The sequence below is a fragment of the Mesorhizobium sp. P2_H9 genome, assembly GCF_056403215.1.
Window position 1 is genome coordinate 1 of sequence record NZ_JBFUFX010000007.1, and the last position, 24,323, is coordinate 24,323.

Annotated in this window: 25 protein-coding genes; 15 read left to right on the forward strand and 10 right to left on the reverse strand. The window is 64.6% G+C overall.

The window, feature by feature from the left end:
- Positions 1–290: 290 nt before the first annotated feature.
- Positions 291–1,439, reverse strand: coding sequence for a flavin-containing monooxygenase (locus AC1DXN_RS14170; RefSeq protein ID WP_477274035.1), 1,149 nt, complete (start codon positions 1,437–1,439; stop codon positions 291–293).
- A 152-nt stretch (positions 1,440–1,591) separates the two neighbouring features.
- On the opposite strand from AC1DXN_RS14170, the gene AC1DXN_RS14175 reads away from it, so the two are divergent.
- Positions 1,592–2,629, forward strand: coding sequence for a phosphatidylglycerol lysyltransferase domain-containing protein (locus AC1DXN_RS14175; protein ID WP_477274485.1), 1,038 nt, complete (start codon positions 1,592–1,594; stop codon positions 2,627–2,629).
- A gap of 2 nt (positions 2,630–2,631) precedes the next feature.
- On the opposite strand, the gene AC1DXN_RS14180 is transcribed toward AC1DXN_RS14175, so the two are convergent.
- On the reverse strand, positions 2,632–3,393 hold the full coding sequence (locus tag AC1DXN_RS14180; RefSeq protein WP_477240349.1) for an ABC transporter permease: 762 nt from the start codon (positions 3,391–3,393) through the stop codon (positions 2,632–2,634).
- Positions 3,390–4,316 carry an ABC transporter ATP-binding protein gene (locus AC1DXN_RS14185; protein WP_477274037.1) on the reverse strand — a complete coding sequence of 309 codons (927 nt, stop codon included), beginning with the start codon at positions 4,314–4,316 and terminating at the stop codon, positions 3,390–3,392. Before AC1DXN_RS14185 ends, AC1DXN_RS14180 begins: the two co-directional genes overlap by 4 nt.
- Before the next feature lie 234 nt (positions 4,317–4,550).
- On the opposite strand from AC1DXN_RS14185, the gene AC1DXN_RS14190 reads away from it, so the two are divergent.
- Positions 4,551–5,912 carry a cytochrome ubiquinol oxidase subunit I gene (locus tag AC1DXN_RS14190; RefSeq protein WP_477274039.1) on the forward strand — a complete coding sequence of 454 codons (1,362 nt, stop codon included), beginning with the start codon at positions 4,551–4,553 and terminating at the stop codon, positions 5,910–5,912.
- 11 nt (positions 5,913–5,923) lie between these two features.
- A complete protein-coding gene (locus tag AC1DXN_RS14195) occupies positions 5,924–6,928 on the forward strand; it encodes a cytochrome d ubiquinol oxidase subunit II (protein WP_477274041.1) in 1,005 nt (334 codons plus the stop codon).
- Between the two features lie 153 nt (positions 6,929–7,081).
- On the opposite strand, the gene AC1DXN_RS14200 is transcribed toward AC1DXN_RS14195, so the two are convergent.
- From AC1DXN_RS14200 to AC1DXN_RS14220, 5 genes are all read right to left on the reverse strand, one after another.
- Positions 7,082–7,369 (reverse strand): GIY-YIG nuclease family protein, encoded by a 288-nt coding sequence (locus AC1DXN_RS14200; RefSeq protein ID WP_477274487.1) that lies wholly within the window; start codon positions 7,367–7,369, stop codon positions 7,082–7,084.
- Between the two features lie 183 nt (positions 7,370–7,552).
- On the reverse strand, positions 7,553–8,284 hold the full coding sequence (gene msrA, locus AC1DXN_RS14205) for a peptide-methionine (S)-S-oxide reductase MsrA (RefSeq protein ID WP_477274043.1): 732 nt from the start codon (positions 8,282–8,284) through the stop codon (positions 7,553–7,555).
- Between the two features lie 160 nt (positions 8,285–8,444).
- Positions 8,445–8,786: a hypothetical protein gene (locus AC1DXN_RS14210; protein ID WP_477274045.1), complete on the reverse strand. Its 342-nt coding sequence runs from the start codon at positions 8,784–8,786 to the stop codon at positions 8,445–8,447.
- An 81-nt stretch (positions 8,787–8,867) separates the two neighbouring features.
- Positions 8,868–9,563, reverse strand: a complete 696-nt coding sequence (locus AC1DXN_RS14215) for a DUF1223 domain-containing protein (RefSeq protein WP_477274046.1) — start codon at positions 9,561–9,563, stop codon at positions 8,868–8,870.
- Positions 9,564–9,818: 255 nt separating this feature from the next.
- Entirely contained in the window at positions 9,819–10,190 is a 372-nt protein-coding gene (locus AC1DXN_RS14220; RefSeq protein WP_477274048.1) for an endonuclease domain-containing protein, read from the reverse strand.
- Positions 10,191–10,348: 158 nt separating this feature from the next.
- On the opposite strand from AC1DXN_RS14220, the gene lepA reads away from it, so the two are divergent.
- The 12 genes from lepA (at position 10,349) to AC1DXN_RS14280 (ending at position 22,130) form a co-directional block, all read left to right on the forward strand.
- Positions 10,349–12,154, forward strand: coding sequence for a translation elongation factor 4 (lepA, locus tag AC1DXN_RS14225; protein ID WP_477274050.1), 1,806 nt, complete (start codon positions 10,349–10,351; stop codon positions 12,152–12,154).
- A 398-nt stretch (positions 12,155–12,552) separates the two neighbouring features.
- Complete coding sequence (locus AC1DXN_RS14230) at positions 12,553–13,065, forward strand: hypothetical protein (RefSeq protein WP_477274052.1); 513 nt, start codon at positions 12,553–12,555, stop codon at positions 13,063–13,065.
- A gap of 15 nt (positions 13,066–13,080) precedes the next feature.
- Positions 13,081–13,590 (forward strand): hypothetical protein, encoded by a 510-nt coding sequence (locus tag AC1DXN_RS14235; protein WP_477274054.1) that lies wholly within the window; start codon positions 13,081–13,083, stop codon positions 13,588–13,590.
- Between the two features lie 117 nt (positions 13,591–13,707).
- On the forward strand, positions 13,708–14,220 hold the full coding sequence (locus AC1DXN_RS14240; RefSeq protein WP_477274056.1) for a hypothetical protein: 513 nt from the start codon (positions 13,708–13,710) through the stop codon (positions 14,218–14,220).
- Complete coding sequence (locus tag AC1DXN_RS14245) at positions 14,217–14,753, forward strand: hypothetical protein (protein ID WP_477274058.1); 537 nt, start codon at positions 14,217–14,219, stop codon at positions 14,751–14,753. The genes AC1DXN_RS14240 and AC1DXN_RS14245 overlap by 4 nt, the downstream gene beginning before the upstream one ends.
- A 73-nt stretch (positions 14,754–14,826) precedes the next feature.
- Positions 14,827–15,174 carry a hypothetical protein gene (locus AC1DXN_RS14250; RefSeq protein WP_477274060.1) on the forward strand — a complete coding sequence of 116 codons (348 nt, stop codon included), beginning with the start codon at positions 14,827–14,829 and terminating at the stop codon, positions 15,172–15,174.
- Between the two features lie 345 nt (positions 15,175–15,519).
- Positions 15,520–15,891 (forward strand): hypothetical protein, encoded by a 372-nt coding sequence (locus tag AC1DXN_RS14255; protein ID WP_477274062.1) that lies wholly within the window; start codon positions 15,520–15,522, stop codon positions 15,889–15,891.
- 176 nt (positions 15,892–16,067) lie between these two features.
- Positions 16,068–16,691 carry a CDGSH iron-sulfur domain-containing protein gene (locus AC1DXN_RS14260; RefSeq protein WP_477274064.1) on the forward strand — a complete coding sequence of 208 codons (624 nt, stop codon included), beginning with the start codon at positions 16,068–16,070 and terminating at the stop codon, positions 16,689–16,691.
- A gap of 59 nt (positions 16,692–16,750) precedes the next feature.
- Entirely contained in the window at positions 16,751–17,053 is a 303-nt protein-coding gene (locus tag AC1DXN_RS14265) for a cupredoxin domain-containing protein (protein WP_477240382.1), read from the forward strand.
- Between the two features lie 180 nt (positions 17,054–17,233).
- Positions 17,234–17,488 (forward strand): endonuclease domain-containing protein, encoded by a 255-nt coding sequence (locus tag AC1DXN_RS14270; protein WP_477274066.1) that lies wholly within the window; start codon positions 17,234–17,236, stop codon positions 17,486–17,488.
- 162 nt (positions 17,489–17,650) lie between these two features.
- Positions 17,651–19,678, forward strand: a complete 2,028-nt coding sequence (locus tag AC1DXN_RS14275; protein WP_477274068.1) for a hydantoinase/oxoprolinase N-terminal domain-containing protein — start codon at positions 17,651–17,653, stop codon at positions 19,676–19,678.
- A 277-nt stretch (positions 19,679–19,955) separates the two neighbouring features.
- Positions 19,956–22,130 carry a malate synthase G gene (locus AC1DXN_RS14280; RefSeq protein WP_477274070.1) on the forward strand — a complete coding sequence of 725 codons (2,175 nt, stop codon included), beginning with the start codon at positions 19,956–19,958 and terminating at the stop codon, positions 22,128–22,130.
- A gap of 51 nt (positions 22,131–22,181) precedes the next feature.
- Here the strand turns inward: AC1DXN_RS14280 and AC1DXN_RS14285 are convergent, their stop codons facing one another.
- Both AC1DXN_RS14285 and AC1DXN_RS14290 read right to left on the reverse strand, forming a co-directional pair.
- On the reverse strand, positions 22,182–22,697 hold the full coding sequence (locus AC1DXN_RS14285) for a GNAT family N-acetyltransferase (protein WP_477274072.1): 516 nt from the start codon (positions 22,695–22,697) through the stop codon (positions 22,182–22,184).
- A 93-nt stretch (positions 22,698–22,790) separates the two neighbouring features.
- A complete protein-coding gene (locus tag AC1DXN_RS14290; RefSeq protein ID WP_477274074.1) occupies positions 22,791–24,323 on the reverse strand; it encodes a YifB family Mg chelatase-like AAA ATPase in 1,533 nt (510 codons plus the stop codon).

Sequence of the window (24,323 nt, forward strand, 5' to 3'; positions counted from 1 at the left end):
TCACAGAGGCAGGCTATCACAGAGGCAGGCTATGCGCCAACCTAGATTCATCCCGCTCTAGAGTGCAGCGGACTCTCCACCGCAGCGTAGTTCAAAAGTCACGGCATGGATCCTCGGGTCTGCGCCGCGTCGCTACGCTCCTTGCTCCGCCCGTGGATGACGAAGGGGATGGGCGCTTCGGCCAATCGCCGAGGTATGCGATCCCAGCACGCAGATATGCGTGGAACCACCAATCTGTGCCACAGATGCAATCTCAAGAAGTGCGCAGTGCTTCACCGTCCAGTGCTCCGCTACGACCCCCTGGCAATCTGCCTCGCAATCTCGCGGGCCTGCAGACCGGCGCTGTGGAAGTAGCTGGTCAGGCTCGGCCGCATGCCGATGAACCACAGGCCGGGCTGGCCGCTCGGCGTGCCGCCATTGGCTTTCGGCACGCCTTTTTGGTCGAGCACACCGAGATCGCCGACCATGGTTTCGAGCCCGGTGCGGTAGCCGGTCCCCGCGATCACCACGTCCGGCTCGATGATCGTGCCGTCACTCAGCCGGACAGCCGCGCCATCGAAGCTCGCCACCGGCGCCGCCACTGTGATACGGCCGGCCTTGAGCGCGGCGACGGCGCCGTCATCGACGGCAATGGCGATCTGCTCGGCGCCGAGCCGGCTGGCGCCGCCCTTTGGCGCCGGTGGCAGGCCGAAGCGCGAGAGATCGCCGAAGACCAGCCGCTGCGTCGCCGAGATCATCCTGTCGACGATGGGCGTCGGCAGCTGCGCCATGAAGCCGGCGAAGCGGTGCACGGCGACGCTGCCGATCCGCTTCGGCAGCAGCGACGGGCCGTGCCTCGCCGACAGCCAGACATGTTTGGTGTCGATGCCTGAGAGATGGTTGAGCACGTCGAAGCCGGAATTTCCGGCCCCGATCACCAGCACGCTTTTGCCCGAATAGTCTTCCGCCGTGCCGAAATCGGCGGCGTGGATGAGTTTGCCCCGGAAAGCTGCAGCGCCCGGCCAGTCCGGCATCCAAGGCAGGCGGTCGCGGCCGGTGGCGACGATCACATGGGCGGCGCTGCGCGGACCCGCGCTGGTGTGCACCAGCCAGCCTTGGCCATCGCCGGCGATCCGTTCGACCGCCACGCCGAATTCGACCGCAAGGCCGCGCTCGCGGGCAAAGTCCTCGAGATGGTCAACGATGACATCCTTGTGCGGGAAGGCGCCGGTGCGCGGTGGATAGGAAAGCCCCGGCAGCGCCGACAGCGCCCGGTGCGTGTTCAGATGCAGCCGCTCGTGCCGCCGCCGCCACGGTTCGGCGAGCCGCATCTCTTTCTCCAACACCACGGCAGGCACGCCGAGCCTGCCCAGCGCGTCGGCCGCAGCCAGCCCGGCCGCACCGGCGCCGATGACGATCACCGGTCCATCGGGCACCGCTTCGCTTGTCGTTGCCGCCATTCCGCCGAGATTCCCTTCCAGGTGCGCCGTGGGGCGCAGAGTGCGTCCTATATGGCACTTGCGCGATATGATCGATAATCAGGTCGCGTCAATACGACTGATTCGAGGCCGTGGGCTGGCCTCCATACCCCAAGGCACGCGAAAGCTCGACCATGCCCTCGTTGCGCATCTATTTCGACAGGCTGCTTGAAGGCGCCGCGCCCAGGGTTCCGCGCCAGGAGCTGAGCCATGTCGAGCGCCTGGCACTGGTTCGCCGGCACGGCGATTTTTCGCTCGCCTATTCCACCGCCGTACAACAAAAACTGTCCTATTTCGGCGATGCCGACGGCTACATCGCCTTCGGCACCAAGATGAAGCACCACTTCGCTCTCGGCGATCCGGTGGCGCATCCGGCCGACCGACCCGACTACATCAAGCGTTTCGTCGAAGCCGCCGGCGACCCCTGGTTCGTGCAGGTCGGCGCGGAAACCGCCCGCGTGCTCGCAGGGCTCGGCTATCAGGTCAATCGCTTCGGCATCGACACCAGGCTTGTCCTGCCCGATCACGATTTTTCCGGAAAGCGCAACGAGACCGTCCGCTATTCCGAACGCTGGCTCTCGAAAAAGGGCTTTTCCTTTGCCGAGGACAAGCGGACCATTTTCCTCGATGAGATCGCCCGGCTTTCCGAGAATTGGCGCGGCGACCGCATCGTCAAGCGCTGGGAGATGGGCTTTCTCAACCGCCCTTTCGCCGATCATCTTGGCGTCGACATGCGCCGCTTCATCCTGCACGGTCCGCAGGGGGAGCTTGTCGCTTTGCTCGACTTCGATCCGCTATTTCGCGACGGCAAGGTCATCGGCTACACCACCGCCTTCAAGCGCAAGCATATCGATGCCTCGCCGCATGCCGAAATCGGCCTGACCAAATTCGCCGTCGACCGTTTTCGCGAAGAGGGCATCTCGGTCGTCACGCTTGGCCTGTCGCCGATGGTCGACATCGAGCCGAGCGGATTTGTCGAAAGCGATTTCTGGCGCAATGCCTTCCGGCGCGCCTATGATTCGCCCTGGGTCAACCGCCGCAGGTTCAACCTGCAGGGACAGGCCGCCTTCAAGCGCCGCTACCACGGCGTCGAGGAGCCGGTCTACATCGCCTTCCGCAAGGGGACCTATGTCGAGATGCTGGGGCTGCTGCGGCTGGTCAAGGCCATCTGAGGTCAGTTCCGCAGCCGATAACCGGTCCTGAAGATCCAGGCGACGATGGTGATGCAGACCAATAGGAAAACGACGGTCATGCCGAGGCTGATGCCGACCGAGACGTCGGATTTGCCATAGAAGCTCCAGCGGAACCCGCTGATCAGATAGACGACCGGGTTGAACAGCGTCACCGTGCGCCAGATGCCGGGCAGCATGTTGATCGAATAAAAACTGCCGCCAAGGAAGGTCAGCGGCGTGATGATCAACAGCGGCACCAGCTGCAATTGCTCGAAGCTTTTCGCCCAGATGCCGATGATGAAGCCGAACAGACTGAAGGTCACCGCCGTCAGCACCAGGAAGGCGAGCATCCAGAACGGATGCAGGATGGTGAGCGGCACGAACAGCGACGCCGTCGCCAGGATGATCAGCCCAAGCACGATCGACTTGGTCGCCGCACCGCCGACATAGGCGATGACGATCTCGAGGTAGGAGACAGGCGCCGACAGCAGCTCGTAGATCGAGCCGACGAATTTCGGGAAATAGATCGCGAAGGAGGCGTTGGAGATCGACTGCGTCAGCAGCGACAGCATGATCAGCCCCGGCACGATGAAGGCGCCGTAGCTGATGCCGTCGATCTCGGTGATGCGCGACCCGATGGCCGAGCCGAAGACGACGAAATAGAGCGATGTCGAAATGACCGGCGAAATGACGCTCTGCAGCAGGGTACGCCCCGTGCGCGCCATTTCCGTCCGATAGATTGCCCATACCGCACGCAGGTTCATGGCTCTTGCCTCAAGAGATTGACGAAGATCTCCTCCAGCGAGCTGTTTTGCGTGTCGAGATCGCGAAACTGGATGCCTGATGCCTCGAGGTCGCGGATCAGCGAGGCGACGCCCGGCCGCTCTGCCTGGTCATCATAAGTGTAGGTCAGTTTTCCGCCGTCGGGCGACAGCTCCAGCGCATAGCGCGACAAGGCCTCCGGGACGGTGGCGAGCGGGCGGCGCAGTTCCAGCATCAGCTGCTTGCGGCCGAGCTTGCGCATCAGCTCGGCCTTGTCCTCGACCAGGATGATCTCGCCGCGGTTGATGACGCCGACGCGGTCGGCCATCGCTTCGGCCTCTTCGATATAGTGCGTCGTCAGGATGATGGTGACGCCGTCCTCGCGCAGCCGCCGCACCATCTCCCACATGTCCTGGCGCAATTCGACGTCGACGCCGGCCGTCGGTTCGTCAAGAAACAGCACGCGCGGCTCGTGCGACAGCGCCTTGGCGATCATCAACCGCCGCTTCATGCCGCCCGACAGCGTGATCGCCTTGGCGTCCTTCTTGTCCCACAGCGACAGGTCGCGCAGCACCTTCTCGACGAAGGCATGGTTAGCCGGCTTGCCGAACAGGCCGCGGCTGTAATTGACCGTTGCCCACACGCTCTCGAAAGCATCGATGGTCAGTTCCTGCGGCACCAGCCCGATCAGGCTGCGCGCGGCACGATAGTCCTTGCCGATGTCATGGTTGTCGACTGTCACGGTGCCCGACGAGCGGTTGACGATGCCGCAGACGATCGAGATCAGCGTCGTCTTGCCGGCGCCGTTCGGCCCGAGCAGCGCAAAGATCTCACCGCGCTCGATGTCGAGGTTGATCTCCTTCAGCGCCTTGAAGCCGGTGGCATAGGTCTTGGTGACCCCGGAAATGGAGATGATGGATGGCATGGCTGAAAACGGCTGCTTGAAAGAGGTCACCTGATATAGGTCGAATGTCGGTGCGCGCAACCGCAAGCCGATGCCGCTGCTGACAGTTCTCGACAATCGTCGTGACACGACAGCGTGCGCTGACGCTTTCCCATGATCTGCTGCGACAACGCGCCCCGCGTGACGCCACGCCGCTTTGACTGGACCGCGCCTCGCGCCTATTCTTCAGGGCATAAGAAGCAGCCGGAGCCCGCCATGGACCCGCTCATCCTGTCGCGCATCCAGTTCGGCGCGAACATCTCGTTCCACATCCTGTTTCCGACGATCACCATTGCGCTTGGCTGGGTGCTCTTGTTCTTCAAGCTGCGCTATAACGCGACAGGCGATTCCGCCTGGATGCGCGCCTATTTCACCTGGGTAAAAGTGTTCGCGCTGTCCTTTGCCATGGGTGTCGTCACCGGCGTCACCATGAGCTTCCAGTTCGGCACCAACTGGCCGGGCTACATGCAGACCGTCGGCAACATCGCCGGGCCGCTCCTCGCCTACGAGATCCTCACCGCCTTCTTCCTCGAAGCGGCCTTCCTCGGCATCATGCTGTTCGGCTTCCGCCGCGTCTCCAACCGTGTCCACACGCTGGCCACCGTGCTGGTCGCCGGCGGCACCACAGTCTCCGCCTTCTGGATCATCGCACTGAACTCCTGGATGCAGACGCCGGCCGGCTTCGAGATGCGTGGCGGCGTCGCACATGCCGTCGACTGGTGGGCGATCGTCTTCAACCCATCCATGCCCTACCGCCTCGTCCATATGCTGCTCGCCTCCGGCCTGACGGTGTCCTTCCTGATCGCCGGCCTGTCAGCGCTGCGCTATCTCACTGGCGACCGTTCGGAATCGATGTGGAAGGCGCTGCGCACTGGCGTCTTCACCGCCGCCATCCTGATCCCGATCCAGATCTTCGCCGGTGACCAGCATGGGCTCAACACGCTGGAGCATCAGCCGCAGAAGATCGCCGCCATGGAGGCCAACTGGAACACCGGCCCCAACGTGCCGCTGGTGCTGTTCGCCATTCCCGACGAGGCCACGAAAGAGAACAAATTCGAGATCGCCATCCCCGACGGCGCCAGCCTTGTGCTCAGGCACTCGACCAGCGGCGTCGTGCCGGGGCTGAACGACTATCCCGGTCTCCATCCGCCGGTCTTCCCGGTGTTCTGGGGCTTTCGCATCATGGTCGGCACCGGCATCCTGATGCTCATCGTCTCCTGGTCGGCCGCCTTCTTCCTCAAGCGCCGCCACAGCCTGCCCAAGCCGCTGGCCATGCTGATGGTGCCCATGGCGCTGTCCGGCTGGTTGGCGACGCTGGCCGGCTGGTACACCACCGAGATCGGCCGCCAGCCCTGGCTGGTTACCGGGGTGCTGAAGACCGCCGACGCCGTCGGTCCGGTCGCCGGCAGCCATGTCGCCTTCACGCTTGCCGTCTATCTCATCCTCTACGTGCTGCTGCTAATCGCCTATCTCGGCGTGCTGGTGCACCTGGCGCTGAAGGCGGCCAAGGACGGCGACAACTCGCCACTGCCGGGTGTCAGAAGCGCAGCCTTGTCGCAGCCAGCGGCTGGTGAGTGAGGAGAAAAAAGATGACAATTGACTGGCCAACCGCGCTCCCCCTCATCTTCGCCGGCCTGATGGGCCTCGCCATCCTGATTTACGTCATCCTCGATGGTTTCGATCTCGGCATCGGCATTCTCTTTGCCGCCGCCGAGGACGCCGAGCAGGACACGATGATCGCCGCCATCGGCCCGTTCTGGGATGCCAACGAGACCTGGCTGGTGCTGGCTGTCGGCCTGCTGCTGGTCGCCTTCCCGATGGCGCATGGCACCATCCTCACCGCGCTTTACATTCCGGTCTTCGTGCTGCTGGTGGGCTTGATCCTGCGTGGCGTCGCGTTCGATTTTCGCGCCAAGGTGCCGGCCGGCAAGAAGCAGCGCTGGAACCGTATCTTCTTCCTGGGTTCCATCATCGCCTCGCTGGCGCAGGGCTATATGCTCGGCGTCTATGTGCTTGGCCTCGATGTCGGCCTTGGCGGCATGGCCTTTGGCGCGCTGGTGGCGTTCTGCCTCGCCGCCGCCTATTGCGCGATGGGCGCGGCGTGGCTGATCTACAAGACGGAAGGTGAGTTGCAGAAGAAGGCGGTGCTGTGGCTGCGCACCGCCCTGGTGCTGGCCGCGCTCGGCATGGCCGCGGTGTCGCTGGCAACGCCCTTCGCCAGCCCGCGCATCTTCGCCAAATGGTTCGTCTGGCCAGAGATGCTCTATCTGTCGCCGCTGCCGATCTTCTCGGCCCTGTTGTTCGCCTGGCTGTGGCGCCAGACCTTTCATCTGCCCAAGCCCGACGACCGCCATGCGCTGACGCCGTTCCTGACGCTGGCCGCCATTTTTGCGCTCGGCTTTGCCGGCCTGGCCTGGTCGTTCTACCCGTTCGTGGTGCCGGACAAACTGACCATCTGGCAGGCTGCCTCGGCCCCCGAAAGCCTCGCCATCATCCTCGCCGGCACGGTCGTCGTGCTGCCGGTCATCATCTTCTATTCGTTCTACGCCTACCGGGTGTTCGGGGGGAAGGCGACGGATTTGACGTATGATTGAGAGGAGCAGGGAATGGGCGTTGGCGAAGAGGGTGGCGTATCCCATCGCTTCGTCATCCTAGGGCGAAGCAAGGAGCGAAGCGACGCGGCGCAGACCCTAGGATCCATGCCGTGACAGTGGTGCCGTGCTCCAGCGGTGCAAGGAACCGAGCGACTACCACCCCGTCCCGCGAAAGAGCTCGAACCACTCGGGATTGGCCGTCTCGATCAGATCGATCTTCCATTGGCGTGGCCAGCGCTTCAGCGATTTTTCGCGCTGGATGGCGTCGGTAATGTCGAAGAATTCCTCGTACCAGACCAGCCGCTGCACGCCGTAGCGGCTGGTGAAGCCTGCGCCTTGGCCTGATTTGTGCTCCGGCATGCGGCGGCCAAGATCGTTGGTGACGCCGATGTAGATCGTGCCGCGCTTCTGGCTCGCGGTCATGTAGACGTAGCCGGTCATAGCGTGAGGATAGCTGGCGATCTGCCGCGCAGCTATCCTGGACCGCTGCATCCTACGATCACCTTCACGGCATGGATCCTAGGGTCTGCGCTGCGTCGCTACGCTCCTTGCTCCGCCCTAGGATGACGAAGGGAAGGGAGGGAGGGCGTCGCTGCTCCGTATCTTCCCAAACACCTACCAAACTCAGCTCTTGCTACTCGCCGCCACCAGCACCGGCTTGTCGCTGTACAGCGCCGGGAACAGCGCCTTCAAATTCGCCACCTTGGGCAGGTCGTTGTAGACGATGTAGGGATAGGTCGGGTTCAGCGTCAGAAAATCCTGGTGATAGTCCTCGGCGGGGTAGAAGGTCTTGCCTGTCTCCAGCGTGGTGACGATCGGCTCGGCAAACACCTTGGCCTGGTCGAGCTGGGCGATGTAGCTCTGCGCGATCTTCTTTTGCGCGTCGTTTTCGGCAAAGATCGTCGAGCGGTACTGGGTGCCGCTGTCGGGGCCCTGATAGTTCAATTGCGTCGGGTTGTGCGCCACCGAGAAATACACCTGCAAGAGCTGGCCATAGGTGACCTTGGACGGCTCATAGGTGATCTCGACGGATTCGGCGTGGCCGGTGCGGCCGCTGCCGACGGTCTCGTAGACGGCGGTGTCCTTGTCGCCGCCAGTATAGCCCGACACCGCCTTGGTCACGCCCTTGACGTGCTGGAACACGCCTTGCACGCCCCAGAAGCAGCCGCCGGCGAAGATCGCCTTTTCGGTGCCGCTGGCCGCCTTCTCGTCCATCGCCGGCGGCGGGATCACCACCGCGCCCTCGGCCGAGACGGCCGGGCTCTGCCAGAAGGCAGCACCCGCCGCCGCCAGGACGAGGGCGGCGAGCGCGCCCTTGGCGAAACTCGGCGTTCTCGTCTTTGCAATGCCGGTCATGTCTGATCTCCCAAGTTGGAGTTTGATTGTACGATATATAGGTACGTCGCCGTTTCACATTGCTGTGCGCATCTGGCGCAGCGCATCGCCGACAGAAGGGACCGTCCCTGACCTGGACAGGGAACGGCCATGGCCAGGGGCGGCCGGAAGCGAACCGAGCCTATTTGGCCGGAGCCATGGCGTCGGTCGCTCCCATCGCGGGTTTCATCGCATCCGTTGCCGGTTTCATGGCGTCGGTAGCCATCGGGTCGGCCGGCTTCATCGCATTCGTCGCCATCGGATCGACAGGCTTCATCGCATCGGTCGCTGGTTTCATCGCATCGGTCGCTGGTTTCATGGCATCGGTCGCCGGTTTCATGGCGTCCGTGGCCGGCTTCATGGCATCGGTAGCCATGGCTGGCTTCATGGCATCTTCAGCGCGGGCGATGCCGCCGGCAAACAGCACCGTCGAACACAGAGCGAAAGCCATCGTCGAAAGCGTCAGGCGAGAAAGATTGGTCATGGAAGTCTCCTTGGGTTGGTGGCGCGCGGATGCGGCCGGCAGTGCGGCGCCGCTCAAGCGGCGTTGCGCAAATCTTGGGAATTAGTTGGTGGCGGCGGCCAAGATCGGTCCGCCGCCCGGCGTCTGCACCAGCACCGCGGTGCTGAGCCCACCAGACGCCGCCGGCAGCGGCAGCGACGTGGCATCGCCGCTCCAGCTGCCGATCCTTTGCAGCGCATGCACGACATTGGCGTGCGGCAGCGTGCGCCCGGTGTTTTCGCCGCGCGCCACCGGCACCTCGACGACGCCGTCCTTGTAGCGAACCAGCCAGACATCCGCCTTGCCGCCGGGCACTGAGCCGGCGCCGATGCTTATTTTCCCGCCATCAAGCGACAGCGACGGACCCTTGGCGCGGCCGCTCGAGGAAATCAGCCGCTCGATTTCGCCGGGTGCCGCACCCACTGCATCGGCATCGCCATTGACCACCACTTGCGGCGTGAACGGGCCGGAGCGGCCGAGCGCCGGCTCATAGCTGACCTGGCGCTGGGTGAATTCCTGTTTGCCAAACGTGTCCTTCCAGCCGAGATAGTCCCAGTAGGTGACGTTGAACGACAGCGCCAGCACGTTCGGCTGGTCCTTGACCTTGATCAGATTGGCATTGGCCGGCGGGCAGGACGAGCAGCCCTGGCTGGTGAACAATTCAACCACGGTGAGCGGCTGGGCAGCGGCAGCACCCGTCGCGGCAAGCGCCATCAGGGCAGCCAGCAGCGCGCTGCGTTTGCTTTTCGATCGGGACATGGGGAAGTCTCCTGCGGCGGGGTTCATCTCCCACTTCGCCGCCGGCAGAGGCTTCGTTACATCGTTCACTGGTTTGTGATTGCGGCGCCGACGCTTCTTCCCTTCGCCCCTTGTGGGAGAAGGTGGATCGGCGCGTAGCGCCGAGACGGATGAGGGGTGTTGGACGGATCGCCGTCGCTATCAAGCTGGAGCACCCCTCATCCGTCGCCTTCGGCGACACCTTCTCCCACAAGTGGAGAAGGGAAAGAGGAGCCATTACCGCCAAGGCTGCAAGTTCACATCGCGTACATAGGCGATGATCGTATCGCAAACGGCATTCACGTCTTTCAGCACATCGTCGTTCCAGAAGCGCAACACGCGAAACCCTCTCGCCTTTAACTCAACTCCGCGCACCCGATCTGAATCAGACTCCGCATGCTGGCTGCCGTCGATTTCGACGATCAGGCCGGCTTCGAGGCAGGCGAAATCGGCGACGTATTTTCCGACAGGCACCTGGCGTCGGAATTTTATCTGGTCGAGCCTGCGGTCGCGCAGTTCACTCCATAGCTTGCCTTCTGCCTCCGTCATCTCGCGCCTGAGTGCACGGGCAAAGCTGCGTTTGGCGGGAGGGACGGGTTGATGCGGCATGGTGTGTTAGACTAACCAGCCGCCTCATTCCTTCCAACACCCCTCATCCGTCTCGGCGCTGCGCGCCGATCCACCTTCTCCCACAAGGGGAGAAGGCAAGAGGCGTCGGCACCCCGCACCGCTTGCCCCTCAACCCTGCCCCTGCTAAAGCGCGCGACATGAGCACGCCCCTCGACCACATCCGCAATTTCTCCATCGTCGCCCATATCGACCATGGCAAATCCACGCTTGCCGACCGGCTGATCCAGTCCACCGGCGGGCTGGAGCTGCGCGACATGAAGGAGCAGGTGCTGGACTCGATGGACATCGAGCGCGAGCGCGGCATCACCATCAAGGCGCAGACCGTGCGGCTGAAATACCGCGCCAACAATGGCGAGGACTATATCCTCAACCTCATCGACACGCCCGGCCATGTCGACTTCGCCTATGAAGTATCGCGCTCGCTCGCCGCCTGCGAGGGCTCGCTGCTGGTCGTCGACGCCTCGCAGGGTGTCGAGGCGCAGACGCTGGCCAATGTCTACCAGGCCATCGACAACAACCACGAGATCGTCGTGGTGCTGAACAAGGTCGACCTGCCGGCCGCCGAGCCCGAGCGCATCCGCGAGCAGGTCGAGGAAGTCATCGGCATCGACGCCTCCAACGCCGTGCTGATCTCGGCCAAGACCGGCCTCGGCATTCCGGATGTCCTGGAAGCCATCGTCAACCAATTGCCGCCGCCGCGCGAAGGCGATGCCTCAGCGCCGCTGAAGGCCATGCTGGTCGATAGCTGGTACGACGCCTATCTCGGCGTCATCGTGCTGGTCCGCGTCATCGACGGCGTTTTAAAGAAGGGCCAGACCATCCGCATGATGGGCACTGGCGCCAAGCACCTGGTCGAGCGCACCGGCGTCTTCACGCCCGCCCGCATCAATGTCGACGAGCTTGGCCCCGGCGAGTTCGGCTTCTTCACCGGCTCGATCAAGGAAGTGGCCGACACCCGCGTCGGCGACACCATCACCGAGGACAAGCGCCAGACGGCAAAGGCGCTGCCAGGCTTCAAGCCGGCGCAGCCGGTGGTGTTCTGCGGCCTGTTCCCGGTCGATGCCGCCGATTTCGAGGATCTGCGCGCCGCGGTCGGCAAGCTGCGCCTCAACGACGCCAGCTTCTCCTATGAAATGGAAACCAGCGCCGCGCTCGGCTTCGGCTATCGCTGCGGCTTCCTTGGCCTGCTGCATCTGGAAATCATCCAGGAGCGGCTGGAGCGCGAGTTCAACCTCGACCTCATCGCCACCGCCCCCAGCGTCGTCTACCGGCTGCTGCTGACCGACGGCTCGATGAAGGAACTGCACAACCCCGCCGACATGCCCGACGTGGTCAAGATATCCGCCATCGAGGAGCCGTGGATCCGCGCCACCATTTTGACGCCCGACGACTATCTCGGCGGCATCCTGAAGCTCTGCCAGGACCGGCGCGGCGTCCAGGCCGACCTGTCCTATGTCGGCAAGCGCGCCATGCTCACCTACGATTTGCCGCTCAACGAAGTCGTCTTCGATTTCTACGACCGGCTGAAGTCGATCTCCAAGGGCTACGCCTCCTTCGACTATCATTTGACCGACTACAAGGAAGGCGATCTGGTGAAGATGTCGATCCTGGTCAACGAGGAGCCGGTCGACGCGCTGTCGATGCTGGTCCACCGCACGGCGGCGGAAAAGCGCGGCCGCCAGATGTGCGAGAAGCTGAAGGAGCTGATCCCGAACCATCTGTTCAAGATCCCGATCCAGGCCGCCATCGGCGGCAAGGTCATCGCCCGCGAGACCATCTCGGCGCTGCGCAAGGATGTCACCGCCAAGTGCTACGGTGGCGACGTGAGCCGGAAGCGCAAGCTGCTCGACAAGCAGAAAGAGGGCAAGAAGCGGATGCGGCAGTTTGGGAAGGTGGATATCCCGCAGGAGGCGTTTATTCAGGCGCTGAAGATGGGGGATTGAGAAGCCGGTTGGCGCGCGCAGCGCGCCAAGTCATCGATCCGGTGGATCGATGACAGGCTTCGAAAGCGGGGGAGGTGCCGGAGGCAGCGGGCCCCCCGCCAGCGCGGCGCTGAAGCTGCACGGTGGATATTATTCGCCGGGCGGCGGCGCGGGGTGGTCTTCAGGCCCCGGCGGGGGCTCGCCCAAATCCTCGGCAATCATCGATGTTTGCGAAGATTAGCCGACCTAGCCCACCGTCTCATTCCGTCCAGCACCCCTCATCCGTCTCGGCGCTGCGCGCCGATCCACCTTCCCCCACAAGGGGGGGAAGGCAAGAAGCGCCGGCGCCCTCTTTATCGCGCCGCTTGGAGAACCTCCCATCCTGGACTATCCTTGAGCCCGGCTTGGGGGAGGTTTCGATGCGCTCCAATCTGGATATCGTCGCCGCGATCGGCCTCGCCATTGGTGGCGCTTTTGGCCTTGCCGGCACTTTTGTGGCCAGCCCGGAACTGCGCGAAACGCTGTGGACGATCGACGGCGTGGCCCTCGTGGTGGCAGCCGCACTGTTGACGATGAAGTATCAGCGGCAAGGCAATGATTGCGTCGCCGCCGGGTTCCTGACCTTCGTCGCCGGTGAGAGCCTGCTTCTGGCCGGCAATGCGGCAGGCCTCGAGGCCAGCGTTCCCTCCTATGCCGGCGGCATCTCGCTGTGGGCGGCGGCCCTTGTCCTGATCAGCGCGCCAAAAACCTTCGCCTTGTGGATGCGTCTCACCGGCCTCGTTGCCGCCCTCCTGTTTGCCGTGTCGGTGGCCAAAATCCTCTGGGGCGCGCCCTTGCTGCCGACCTCGTCGCCTCTGCCCGCCGCCGGCTATCCGTTCCTGGTGCTGACCTTCATCGGCTGGATCTGGACCTTGCTGAAGCCCGAGAGGTGAGTGAGCCCTCGCGCCATGTCCGCGCCGCTCGAAATCCACAACAGCCCCACCGGGAAGATCTTTCCCGCGATCGGGCCGTTTCTGATTGCAGCGATCTTCGGTTGCTTCGCGCTCATGGGGCTTGCGTCAGGCGCGCCGGGCCGTGGGGTGCTTTTGGTTGCGGTGCTCGCGCTTGGCTGCCTGGGATTTGGTCTGGTCATCGCGCGCGGCGCGTTCGACACCAGCGTCCAGGTGGTGCTCGATGCCGAAGGCTTTCGCGACCGGCGCGGCGGCGACGTGCTGGTGTCCTGGGAGAAGGTGCGCAGCGTCCGCCTGACCTCCGGCAAGGGCTCGGCGATGATCAGCTTCGAGCTGACCGAGCCGCCTCCTGATGCCATCCGATACGCGCCGGCCAATGTGCTCGGCCTCTTGCTGCCCTTCGGCAAGAACATCGTCCATATGGAGGTCTCCTCGCTCGACATGAGCGGCGCCGACATCATCGCGGCGATCCAGCGACTGGCGCCGCATGTGGCGGTGAATGGCTAGGTCTTCCCTTCCCCACAAGGGGGGAAGGGAAGAAGCGCCGGCGCCTCCTCATCGCGCGCCGCTTGGAGAACCTCCCATCCTGAACTATCCTCGAGCCCGGTTTTGGGGGAGGTCTCGATGCGCTCCACTCTGGATATCGTCGCCGCGATCGGCCTCGCCATTGGTGGCGCTTTTGGCCTTGCCGGCACTTTTGTGGCCAGCGCGGAACTGCGCGAAACGCTGTGGACGATCGACGGCGCAGCACTCGTGGTGGCAACCGCGCTGTTGACGATGAAATATCAGCGGCTGGGCAATGACGGCATCGCCGCCGGGTTCCTGACCTTCGTCGCCGGCGAGAGCCTGCTTTTGGCCGGCAATGCGGCAGGCCTCGAGGCCAGCGTTCCCTCCTATGCCGGCGGCATCTCGCTGTGGGCGGCGGCCCTGGTGCTGATCAGCGCGCCAAAAACCTTCGCTCTGTGGATGCGGCTCACCGGCCTCGTTGCCGCCTTTCTGTTTGCCCTGTCTGTGGGCAAAATCCTCTGGGGCGCGCCCTTGCTGCCGACCTCCTCGCCCTTGCCCGCGGCCGGCTATCCGTTCCTGGTGCTGACCTTCATCGGCTGGATCTGGACCCTATTGAAGGCCGAACGGTGAACGTAAAAAAATGTCCGCTCCCGTCGAACTCCGCAACAGCCCAACCGGCAAGATGTCTTCCGCCTTCGGGGCGCTCTTGTTTCGCGGCGATCTTCGGCTTCTACACGCTCAAGGGGCTGGTCACCGGCGCCGATGGCGGGCGGGTGCTGCTGGTGGCGCTGCTGGTGGCGCTGCTGGCGCTTGGCTTCCTCGGGTTCGGCTATTTCCTCGCGCGCGGCGCCTTCGACACTTCGGTCAAGGTCGTGCTCGATGCCAAGGGCTTTCGCGACCGTCGCCTCGGCGACGTGCTGGTGCCCTGGAACAAGGTGCAGAGCGTGCGCCTCACCTCCGGCAAGGGGTCGGGGATGGTCAATTTCGAATTGACCGAGGCGCCGCCCGACGAGATCAAATACGCGCTGGCCAATGCGCTCAACCTGATGCTGCCGTTCGGCCAGAACACCGTGCACATGGAGGTGTCTTCGCTCGACATGAGCGGCGCCGACATCATCGCGGCGATCCAGCGACTGGCGCCGCATGTGGAGGTGACGCGCTAATCTCCCCCCTCAAGGGGGAGATTACTCGCTCCTCTGCCCGTGCTCTACTCTGCCCCTCAGGGAACCCGCCACCATGATTCGCCTCATCCTCGCCGCCCTTCTCCTCACCACCTCCGCCCACGCCGCCGACATGGCCTTCTTCGTGAAGAACCTGCGGCAGCAATCGGTGGCGGTCGAGCTGTTCAGCCATGACCGCAAGACGGTGTGGCCGGGCGACGACCAGGTGTTCATGATCGAGCCGAATTCGCAGAAATCGGTGCCGATCTCCTGCAATCCGGGCGAAAACATTTGTTATGGCGCCTGGGTCAACGGCGACGACAGCATCTCCGCCGGCGTCGGCCCGGACAATGACCAACCCTGCGACAATTGCTGTTTCATCTGCGTGGAGAAGACGACGGAGACGATCGATCTGGTGCCGTAGCGCGCGGCGCGGAAGCTGCCAATCTCCCCCCTCGTGGGGGAGATGTCGCCGAAGGCGACAGAGGGGGTCGCCTCGCGTAGAGCTCCAGCCTCCATCTGCCGCAGCAGGTCGAGACCGGTCGGACCGACCCCCTCTGGCCTGCCGGCTTTCGTCGTTCGGAAAGCCAAGCAGTTGGCTTTCCGTCCGCTACGCGGACCACTCCTCAACCCCCTCAAGGAGGGAGATTCCGCGCTCGGCTGCCTTCGCCAATCACCCCGGGACTATCCCAATTCCCCTTCCGCCCTCCCACACATCGTGCAATGATTCCCCCAGCGGCCGGGGGCCGATTCTCATCCAGGGGGTTTCATGTCTTTCACATCCAAGCGCCGCATCGTCGTCGCACTCTCGCTCGCCGCGCTGTTTGCGCCGGCGGCGCACGCCGCCGACATCACCTTTGCCGTCAAGAACAGCCACCCCAACGCCATGCGCCTCGAGCTCTACAGCCAGGACCGAGACTATGTCTGGCCGGGCGACGGCAAGGATTTCTATCTCGACGACGGCGAGACCAAGCAGATCCCGCTGTCCTGCGACGAGGGCGAGTCGATCTGCTACGGCGCCTGGGTTGACGGCGACGAGCAGACCTATTGGGGCGTCGGCCCCGGCAACAAGGAAAAATGCGACGACTGCTGCTACACCTGCAATGGCGGCGAGACCGAGGAAATCGAACTGACGCCGTGAGGCGGAGCCCCTTCCTTCTCCCCCTGTGGGAGAAGGTGGATCGGCGCACAGCGCCGAGACGGATGAGGGGTGCTGGACGGGAATGAGGCGTTGGTGTCCTCTGGAACACCCCTCATCCGTCGCCTTCGGCGACACCTTCTCCCACAAGGGGAGAAGGAAGAAACAGGAGCTCACCCATGGCAGTGGTTGAAAGCGATAAGATCGACGTCGGCTTTTCCGGCAAACGCTGCATCCATTCGCGCAACTGCGTGCTGGGCAATCCGCATGTGTTCGTGCCCAATGCGCCCGGCGAGTGGATCCACCCCGATGCGGCCAGTGTCGAAAAAGTGGTGGCCATCGCCGAAAGCTGCCCGTCGGGCGCCATCACCTATGTCCGCAAGGATGGCGGGCCGCAGGAAAAGCCACCGGTGGTCAACACGGTGCGGCTTAGGGAAAACGGCCCGCTGGCCGTGCATGCCGAGATCGTGCTCAACGGCGAAACGTTCTACCGCGCCACGCTGTGCCGCTGCGGCGCCTCGCAAAACAAGCCGTTTTGCGACAACAGCCATATCAAGGCCGGCTTCACCGCCACCGGCGAGCCGCCGCTGAAGGACACGCCGGCGTTGGAGGCGAGGGACGGACCGCTCACCGTCACGCCGACGACCAACGGCTCGCTCAAGCTCGAAGGCAATGTCGAGATCGTCACCGGCACCGGCCACACCATCGACCGCACGCGCCGGGTTTTCCTCTGCCGCTGCGGCCATTCGGCGAACAAGCCGTTTTGTGACAACACGCATAAAAAGATCGGCTTCGTGGCATGAAAGGCCGTGCGCCAGCGTTAGTGTAGGATGAGGGTCTAGCGCTCAGGAGGAAATCCATCATGCGCACCATGCTCGTTCTTGCACTGCTTGCCTTTGCCATGCCCGCCTACGCCGCCAATCATGCGGTCCAGATCAAGGGCATGAAATTCAGCCCGTCGAAAATCTCGGCCGCCGTCGGCGACACGATCACCTTCACCAATGCCGACTCCATGACGCACACCGCCACCGCGCTCGACGGCTCCTTCGACACCGGCCATCTCGCCACCGGCAAGAGCGCGAAGGTCAAGATAGCGGCCGCCGGCGCCCACCCGTTCCATTGCGCGATCCACAGCTCGATGAAGGGCACGGTCACGGCGAAATAACGTGGTCTCTTCCGCTGAGGCCGAAGCTGCCAATCTCCCCCCCCTCGTGGGGGAGATGTCCGGCAGGACAGAGGGGGGCGCCATAGAGCGCCGACCTCCCCAACCACCGAGCATCGAAATGCCCCACACGCCATTGCCACCAAAACATCGCGCAAACGCGAGATCGATGCGCACCGGTTGATGGGGCTTGGCTTCCGGCGGCAATTTCCGATCGCCGGCTATATTGTCGACTTCGCGTGCCCGGAGAAGAAACTCGTCGTTGAGGTCGACGGCTCCCAGCATGCGGAAGCCGTCGCCGGCGATGAAGCAAGGACAGGGCATCTGGAACAGGATGGCTGGACCGTTCTGCGCTTCTGGAACGACGAGATCATCCGCGACATCGACAATGTCTGCCAGCATATCGTGATTGCTGCTGGGGTCGGTGAGGCGCCTTAGGTCGTGGCAAAGTGGGCGATCCTTCGCGCCCCCCTCTGGCCTGCCGGCCATCTCCCCCACGAGGGGGGAGATCGAACTCCTCCCTTGGCCCATCTCTCCCGCCTTTATCCCCAGGCCGCTATCGGCTAAGGGCGGGGACGCAAAATCTCCGGACCCGCCCTTATGACCGCCAAGACCAAACCCCTTCCCCTGTTCCTCGGCATCGACACCGGCGGCACCTACACCGATGCGGTGCTGTGGTCGGAAGCCGAGGGGCCGCACGGCAAGGTGCTGGCCAAGGCCAAGGCGCTGACCACGCGGCATGATCTCGCCGTCGGCATATCGGGCGCGGTCGACGCGGTGTTGCAGAAGGCGGGCACCGACCCGGCCGCGATAAAACTGGTGTCGATGTCGACGACGCTCGCCACCAACGCGCTGGTCGAGGGCCAGGGCGGGCGCGTGGCGCTGGTGATGATCGGCTTTGCCGAAGGCGACCTTGCCCGCGACGGGCTGAAGGCGGCGCTCGGCACCGACCCGGTGATTTTTTGCCCAGGCGGCCATGATGTGCACGGCAATGCGGCCAAGCTCGATCTGTCCGGGCTGGAAGCGGCCTTGCCGGAACTCGGCGCCTCGGTGTCGGGCTTCGCCGTCTGCGCCTATTTTGCCACCCGCAATCCGGCGCATGAGCTCGCTGCCCGCGACCTGATCCGCGAAAAGACCGGCCTGCCGGTCACCGCCAGCCACGAGCTGTCGGCCAAGCTCGGCGGTCCGCGCCGGGCGCTGACGACGCTGCTCAACGCCAGGCTGATCTCGATGATCGACCGGCTGGTGGCGGCGACCGAAGGATTTTTGGACGCCCGCAAGATCGTCGCCCCCTTGATGGTGGTGCGCGGCGACGGCGCGCTGGTCTCGGCGGCGTTTGCCCGCCAACGTCCGATCGAGACCATTCTGTCAGGTCCGGCCGCCAGCCTGGTCGGCGCCCGCCACATGACCGGGCTGGACAATGCCGTGGTCTCCGACATTGGCGGCACCACCACCGACGTTGCCGTGCTCGATGGCGGTCGCCCGCGGCTCGATCCGGAAGGCGCCACCGTCGGCGGCTTTCGCACCATGGTCGAGGCCGTCGCCATGCGCACCTTTGGCCTCGGCGGCGATTCCGAAGTGGCGCTGGAGGATGGCGCGCTCAACCCAAAAATCCTGCTCGGGCCGCGCCGCCTGGTGCCGCTGGCGCTGGCCGGCATGGTGCATGGCGCGGCGGTGACGTCAGAGCTCGAACGCCAGCTGCGCGCGCCGAATCCCGGCCGCATGGATGGCCGCCTGGCGGTGCGCACCGGCGTGCCCGACCGGCTGGCGGCAGGCCTCACCGGCGCCGAGGCAAAACTATACGAGCTGATCGGCGCCGTGCCGCTCGCCGTCGACAAATTGCTGATCTCCAACGCCCAGAACGCCACCTTGAACCGGCTGGTGTCGCGTGGGCTGGTGCATGTCGCCGGCTTTACCCCATCGGACGCCGCCCATGTACTGGGCAAGCAGGCCAACTGGGACCCGGTCACGGCCCGTCTCGGCGCTGAACTCTTCGCCCGCAAGCGCGACGGCCGCGGGCAATCCATTGCCGCCTCGCCGGAGGCCATCTCCGAACGGGTACTGACCACGCTGACGCGCCTGTCGGCCGAAGTCATCCTCGAAACCGCCTTTGCCGAGGATGGGCTGGATGGCGCGGCCACCGTCGCGCATGCGCTGGTGCAGCGCGCCGTCGATTCGCATCCCGGCATTGCTCGGCTGACCGTCGCGCTCGACCGCCCGGTCATCGGCCTCGGCGCCTCGGCGCCGCTGCACTATGCCGGCCTTGCCGAACTGGTCGGCAATGACTGCGTGGTGCCGGAGGATACCGATGTCGCCAACGCGCTCGGCGCCGTCGTCGGCCAGGTCAGGGTTTCGGCCGAGGCGCGCGTCAGCCAGCCCCAGGAAGGCCTGTTTCGCCTCGCCTCGGGCGAAACCGTGCGCGATTTCACCGACGAAGCGGCGGCGATCGCGGCCGCTGAAGCCGATGTGCGCGCCATCGTCGCGCAGCGGGCCAAGGATGCCGGCACCGACAGCGCTGAAATTGAAATCGCGACTGAATTCAAGGTCTCGACGGTCGAAGCCCAGCGCATGTTCATCGAGGCGCATGTGGTGGCGGTGGCGTCGGGAAGGCCGAGGATTGCGGTTTAGGCGCCTCTTCCTTCTCCCCGTTTCACGGGGAGAAGGTGCCCGAAGGGCGGATGAGGGGCAGCGCCAGCCAATGCGGTTTCGCGGTACGGCGCATCCAACAAACGCCGCGCCGCCCCTCATCTGGCTGCCGCCATCTTCTCCCCGTAAACGGGGCGAAGGACGCTGTCGCCACCGCCTTCGCCAACCGCCCAAAATCCCCACCTTCACCCTAAGCTGAATTGACCCTTCATCCCTGACATGCCAAAGGCCGCAAAGCCTTTCATCTGGAGAAGCCCTGATGACCGATCGCATCGAGATCGCCGGATTGCAGATTGCCCGCGCGCTTCATGACTTCGTCGTCAACGAAGCGCTGCCGGGCACCGGCATTGCGGCCGACGCTTTCTGGAGCGGTTTCTCGTCCATCGTCCATGATCTCGCCCCGAAGAACCGGGCGCTGCTCGCCAAACGCGATGCCATCCAGGAACAGATCGACGGCTGGTACCGCAGCAATGGCGCACCTAGCGACATGGAGGTCTACAAGGCCTTCCTGAAGGAGATCGGTTATCTCGTCCCCGAAGGGCCAGCCTTCTCCGTCGCGACCGAAAATGTCGACCCGGAAATCGCTGTCGTCGCCGGGCCGCAGCTGGTGGTGCCGGTGATGAATGCGCGCTATGCGCTGAATGCCGCCAATGCGCGCTGGGGTTCGCTCTATGATGCGCTCTACGGCACCGATGCCATTGCCGAGAGCGGCGGCGCCGAAAAGGGCAAGAGCTTCAACCCCGCGCGTGGCGCCAAGGTCGTCGCCTGGGCCAAGAATTTTCTCGACGAGTCGGTGCCGCTCACTCTGGGCAAATGGGCCGGCGTCAATGGGCTTACCGTCTTGGGCAGCACCTTGCGGCTCGGCTCCGGCGCCGGCGGCACCACGCTGGCCGATCCCAAACAGTTTGCCGGCTATCGCGGCGATGCCGAAAACCCGCAAGCCGTCCTGCTGGTCAAGAACGGCCTGCACATCGAAATATCAATCGACCGCGCCAATCAGATCGGCCGCACCGATCCGGCCGGCATCGCCGATGTCGTGCTGGAGTCAGCACTCACCACCATCCAGGACTGCGAGGATTCGGTCGCGGCGGTGGATGCTGACGACAAGGTCGTGGTCTACCGCAACTGGCTCGGCCTGATGAAGGGCGATCTGGCCGAAGAGATCACCAAAGGGGCCAAGACTTTTGTCCGCAAGCTCAATCCCGACCGGTCCTACACCGCGCCCAATGGCGGCCAGCTTGCCTTGCCCGGCCGCTCGTTGATGCTGGTCAGGAATGTCGGCCACCTCATGACCAATCCGGCGATATCAGACCGCGACGGCAACGAGGTGCCGGAAGGCATCATGGATGCGGCGCTGACGGCGCTGATCGCGCTGCACGATGTCGGTCCGAACGGCCGCCGCAAGAACTCCCGCGCCGGCTCGATGTATGTGGTGAAGCCCAAGATGCACGGGCCGGAAGAGGTCGCTTTCGCCGTCGAGATTTTCGACCGCGTCGAGGCCCTGCTCGGCATGGCGAAAAACACCATCAAGATGGGCATCATGGACGAGGAGCGGCGCACCACCGTCAACCTCAAGGAGGCGATCCGCGCGGCACAAGACCGGGTCGTCTTCATCAACACCGGGTTCCTCGACCGCACCGGCGACGAGATCCACACCTCGATGGAAGCCGGCCCGATGCTGCGCAAGGGCGACATGAAGCAGGCCGCCTGGATCTCCGCCTACGAGGCCTGGAATGTCGACACCGGGCTGGAATGCGGGCTGGCCGGCCACGCCCAGATCGGCAAGGGCATGTGGGCGATGCCCGATCTGATGGCGGCGATGCTGGAACAGAAGATCGCCCATCCAAAGGCCGGCGCCAACACCGCCTGGGTGCCGTCGCCGACGGCGGCGACGCTGCACGCCACGCACTACCACAAGGTCGATGTCCATGCCGTGCAGGCGGCGTTGAAGAGCCGGCCCAAGGCCAAGCTCGACGACATCTTGTCGGTGCCGGTGGTGGTGCGTCCGAACTGGACGCCCGACGAGATCCAGCGCGAGCTCGACAACAACGCGCAAGGCATTCTGGGCTATGTCGTGCGCTGGATCGAGGAAGGCGTCGGCTGCTCGAAAGTCCCCGACATCAACGATGTCGGCCTGATGGAGGACCGCGCCACGCTGCGCATCTCCTCGCAGCACATCGCCAACTGGCTGCGCCACGCCGTCTGCTCGCGCATCCAGGTGATGGATTCCCTGCAGCGCATGGCGGCCATCGTCGACCGCCAGAATGTCGGCGATCCCCATTACCGCCCGATGGCGCCCGACTTCGACAACTCCGTCGCCTTCCAGGCCGCCTGCGACCTGGTGTTCAAGGGCAGTGTCCAGCCGAATGGCTATACGGAGCCGGTGTTGCACGCGCGGCGGCTGCAGCTGAAGGCGCAGCAGGGTCCCGCATAGACGGCCCTCCGAGGCAATCTCCGATGGCGGAATCCCCCATGGCTTCTCGCCTCATGCAGGCGCGATCGAGCGCGACATGAAGATGTCGGTATGCCTGACATGCTCCGGGGTTTCGCGAAAGGGCGGGCAAGACCTGAAGCCGAACGACTCGTACACGGCGATGGCATTTGTCATGTAGAAGGTGGTGTGGATCAGCACGGTCCGGCTGCGCCCCTTCTCGATCTCCGCCAACACAGTTCCCATCAGGGCTCGGCCGATCCCCTTTCCGCGGAACGCTTCATCGACAAAGAACCGATGAAGCTCCACCCTCTTGTCGTCGAACGGGTCGAAGGCGAGGCAGCCCGCCGGCAGGCCCTCCGATCGTGCAATGAAGGCCACGGCATCCGGCGCGCCGAACGTCGCCGCCAGCAGATGGCCGCTTGTTTCCGGATGAAAGAGCGCCCTCACAGCCTCCTCCGAGACGCCGTGGGGCACCGAAGCGTCGACATCCCATTGCGCAAGCTTGCGGCAGAGCCCTGCCAAGGTCTCGAAGTCTTCGGCGCTACGCGCCGGCGAAACCGAAATCATCCCCCAAGCCCTCGGTTGATTACATCGCTGCGACGACCGTCAGGCGCGAAACCCCAACGTCTTGCAATCGTACGTCCAGCGACCGGCAGGAGTCTACGCCGCCTGCGCCACGCGCTCCGACATCATGCGATAGGAAATCGCCTCGGCCAGATGAATGCGGCCGACCGTTTCGCTGGCTTCGAGATCGGCCAGCGTGCGCGCCACCTTCAGCACCCGGTGGTAGGCCCGCGCGGAAAAGCCGAGTTTTTCGCTGGCATCCCTGAGCAGTGACAGGCCGGCTGCATCCGGCATCGCGATCTCCTCGATGACGGAAGGCGAGCAGTGTGCATTGGTGGTGGCGAGGGTAGCGCCCAGGCGCTCAAAGCGTTCGCGCTGGATGGTGCGGGCGCGGGCGACGCGCAGCGCCACGGCAGCACTCTTCTCCGCCCGGTCCGGCCGGATCAGATCGCTGGCCGAGACCGCCGGCACCTCGATGCGGAGATCGATGCGGTCGAGCAGCGGGCCGGAAATGCGCGCCTGGTAGTCGGTGCGGCAGCGCTCGCCGCGCAGGCAGCGATAGCCGGGCTCGCCGGCCATGCCGCAGCGGCACGGGTTCATCGCCGCCACCAGCTGGATGCGCGCCGGATAGGTGACGCGGTGGTTGGCGCGCGCGATCATGCAGTCGCCGGTCTCCAGCGGCTGGCGCAGCGCATCCAGTGTCTGAGGCGTGAATTCGGGAAACTCGTCGAGGAACAGCACGCCGTGATGGGCAAGTGACACTTCGCCCGGCCGTGCCCTGAGGCCGCCGCCCACCATCGCCGCCATCGAGGCCGAATGGTGCGGCGCGCGGAACGGCCGCCGGTCGGTCAGCTTGCCCTCGCCGAGTTCGCCGGCCACCGAGGCGATCATCGAGACTTCCAAAAGCTCCTTCGGCGCCAGCGGCGGCAGGATCGACGGCAGCCGCTGCGCCAGCATCGATTTGCCCGAGCCTGGAGGGCCGACCATCAGCAAATTGTGGCCGCCGGCCGCCGCCACTTCCAGCGCCCGCTTGGCGGTCTCCTGGCCCTTGATGTCGGAGACGTCGGGCAGGTCGCGCGCCGAGGCATGGATGCCGGCCTCCGGCCGCGACAGCACCTGCGTGCCGCGAAAATGATTGGCAATGGCGATCAGGCTGCGCGGCGCCAATATGTCGAAATCCTTGCCCGCCCAGGCCGCTTCCGGTCCGCACGCGAACGGGCAGATCAGGCCTTTCCCCTCGGCATTGGCGCCGATCGCCGCCGGCAGCGCGCCGGCGACAGCGGCAATGGTGCCGTCGAGCGACAATTCTCCAAGCACGACATAGCCGGCCAGCATGTCGCCCGGAATGGCGCCAAGCGCCGCCATCAGGCCGAGCGCGATCGGCAGATCGTAATGGCTGCCTTCCTTGGGCAGGTCGGCCGGCGCCAGATTGACCGTCACCTTCTTCGACGGCATCGACAGGCCCGACGCATGCAGTGCCGCCTGCACCCGTTCGCGGCTTTCGGCCACCGCCTTGTCGGCCAGGCCGACAATATGCATGTTGACCTTGCCCGGCGCGATCATCACCTGGACATCGACCGGCACGGCCTCGATGCCCTGGAAAGCCACCGTGCGAACCCGCGCCACCAT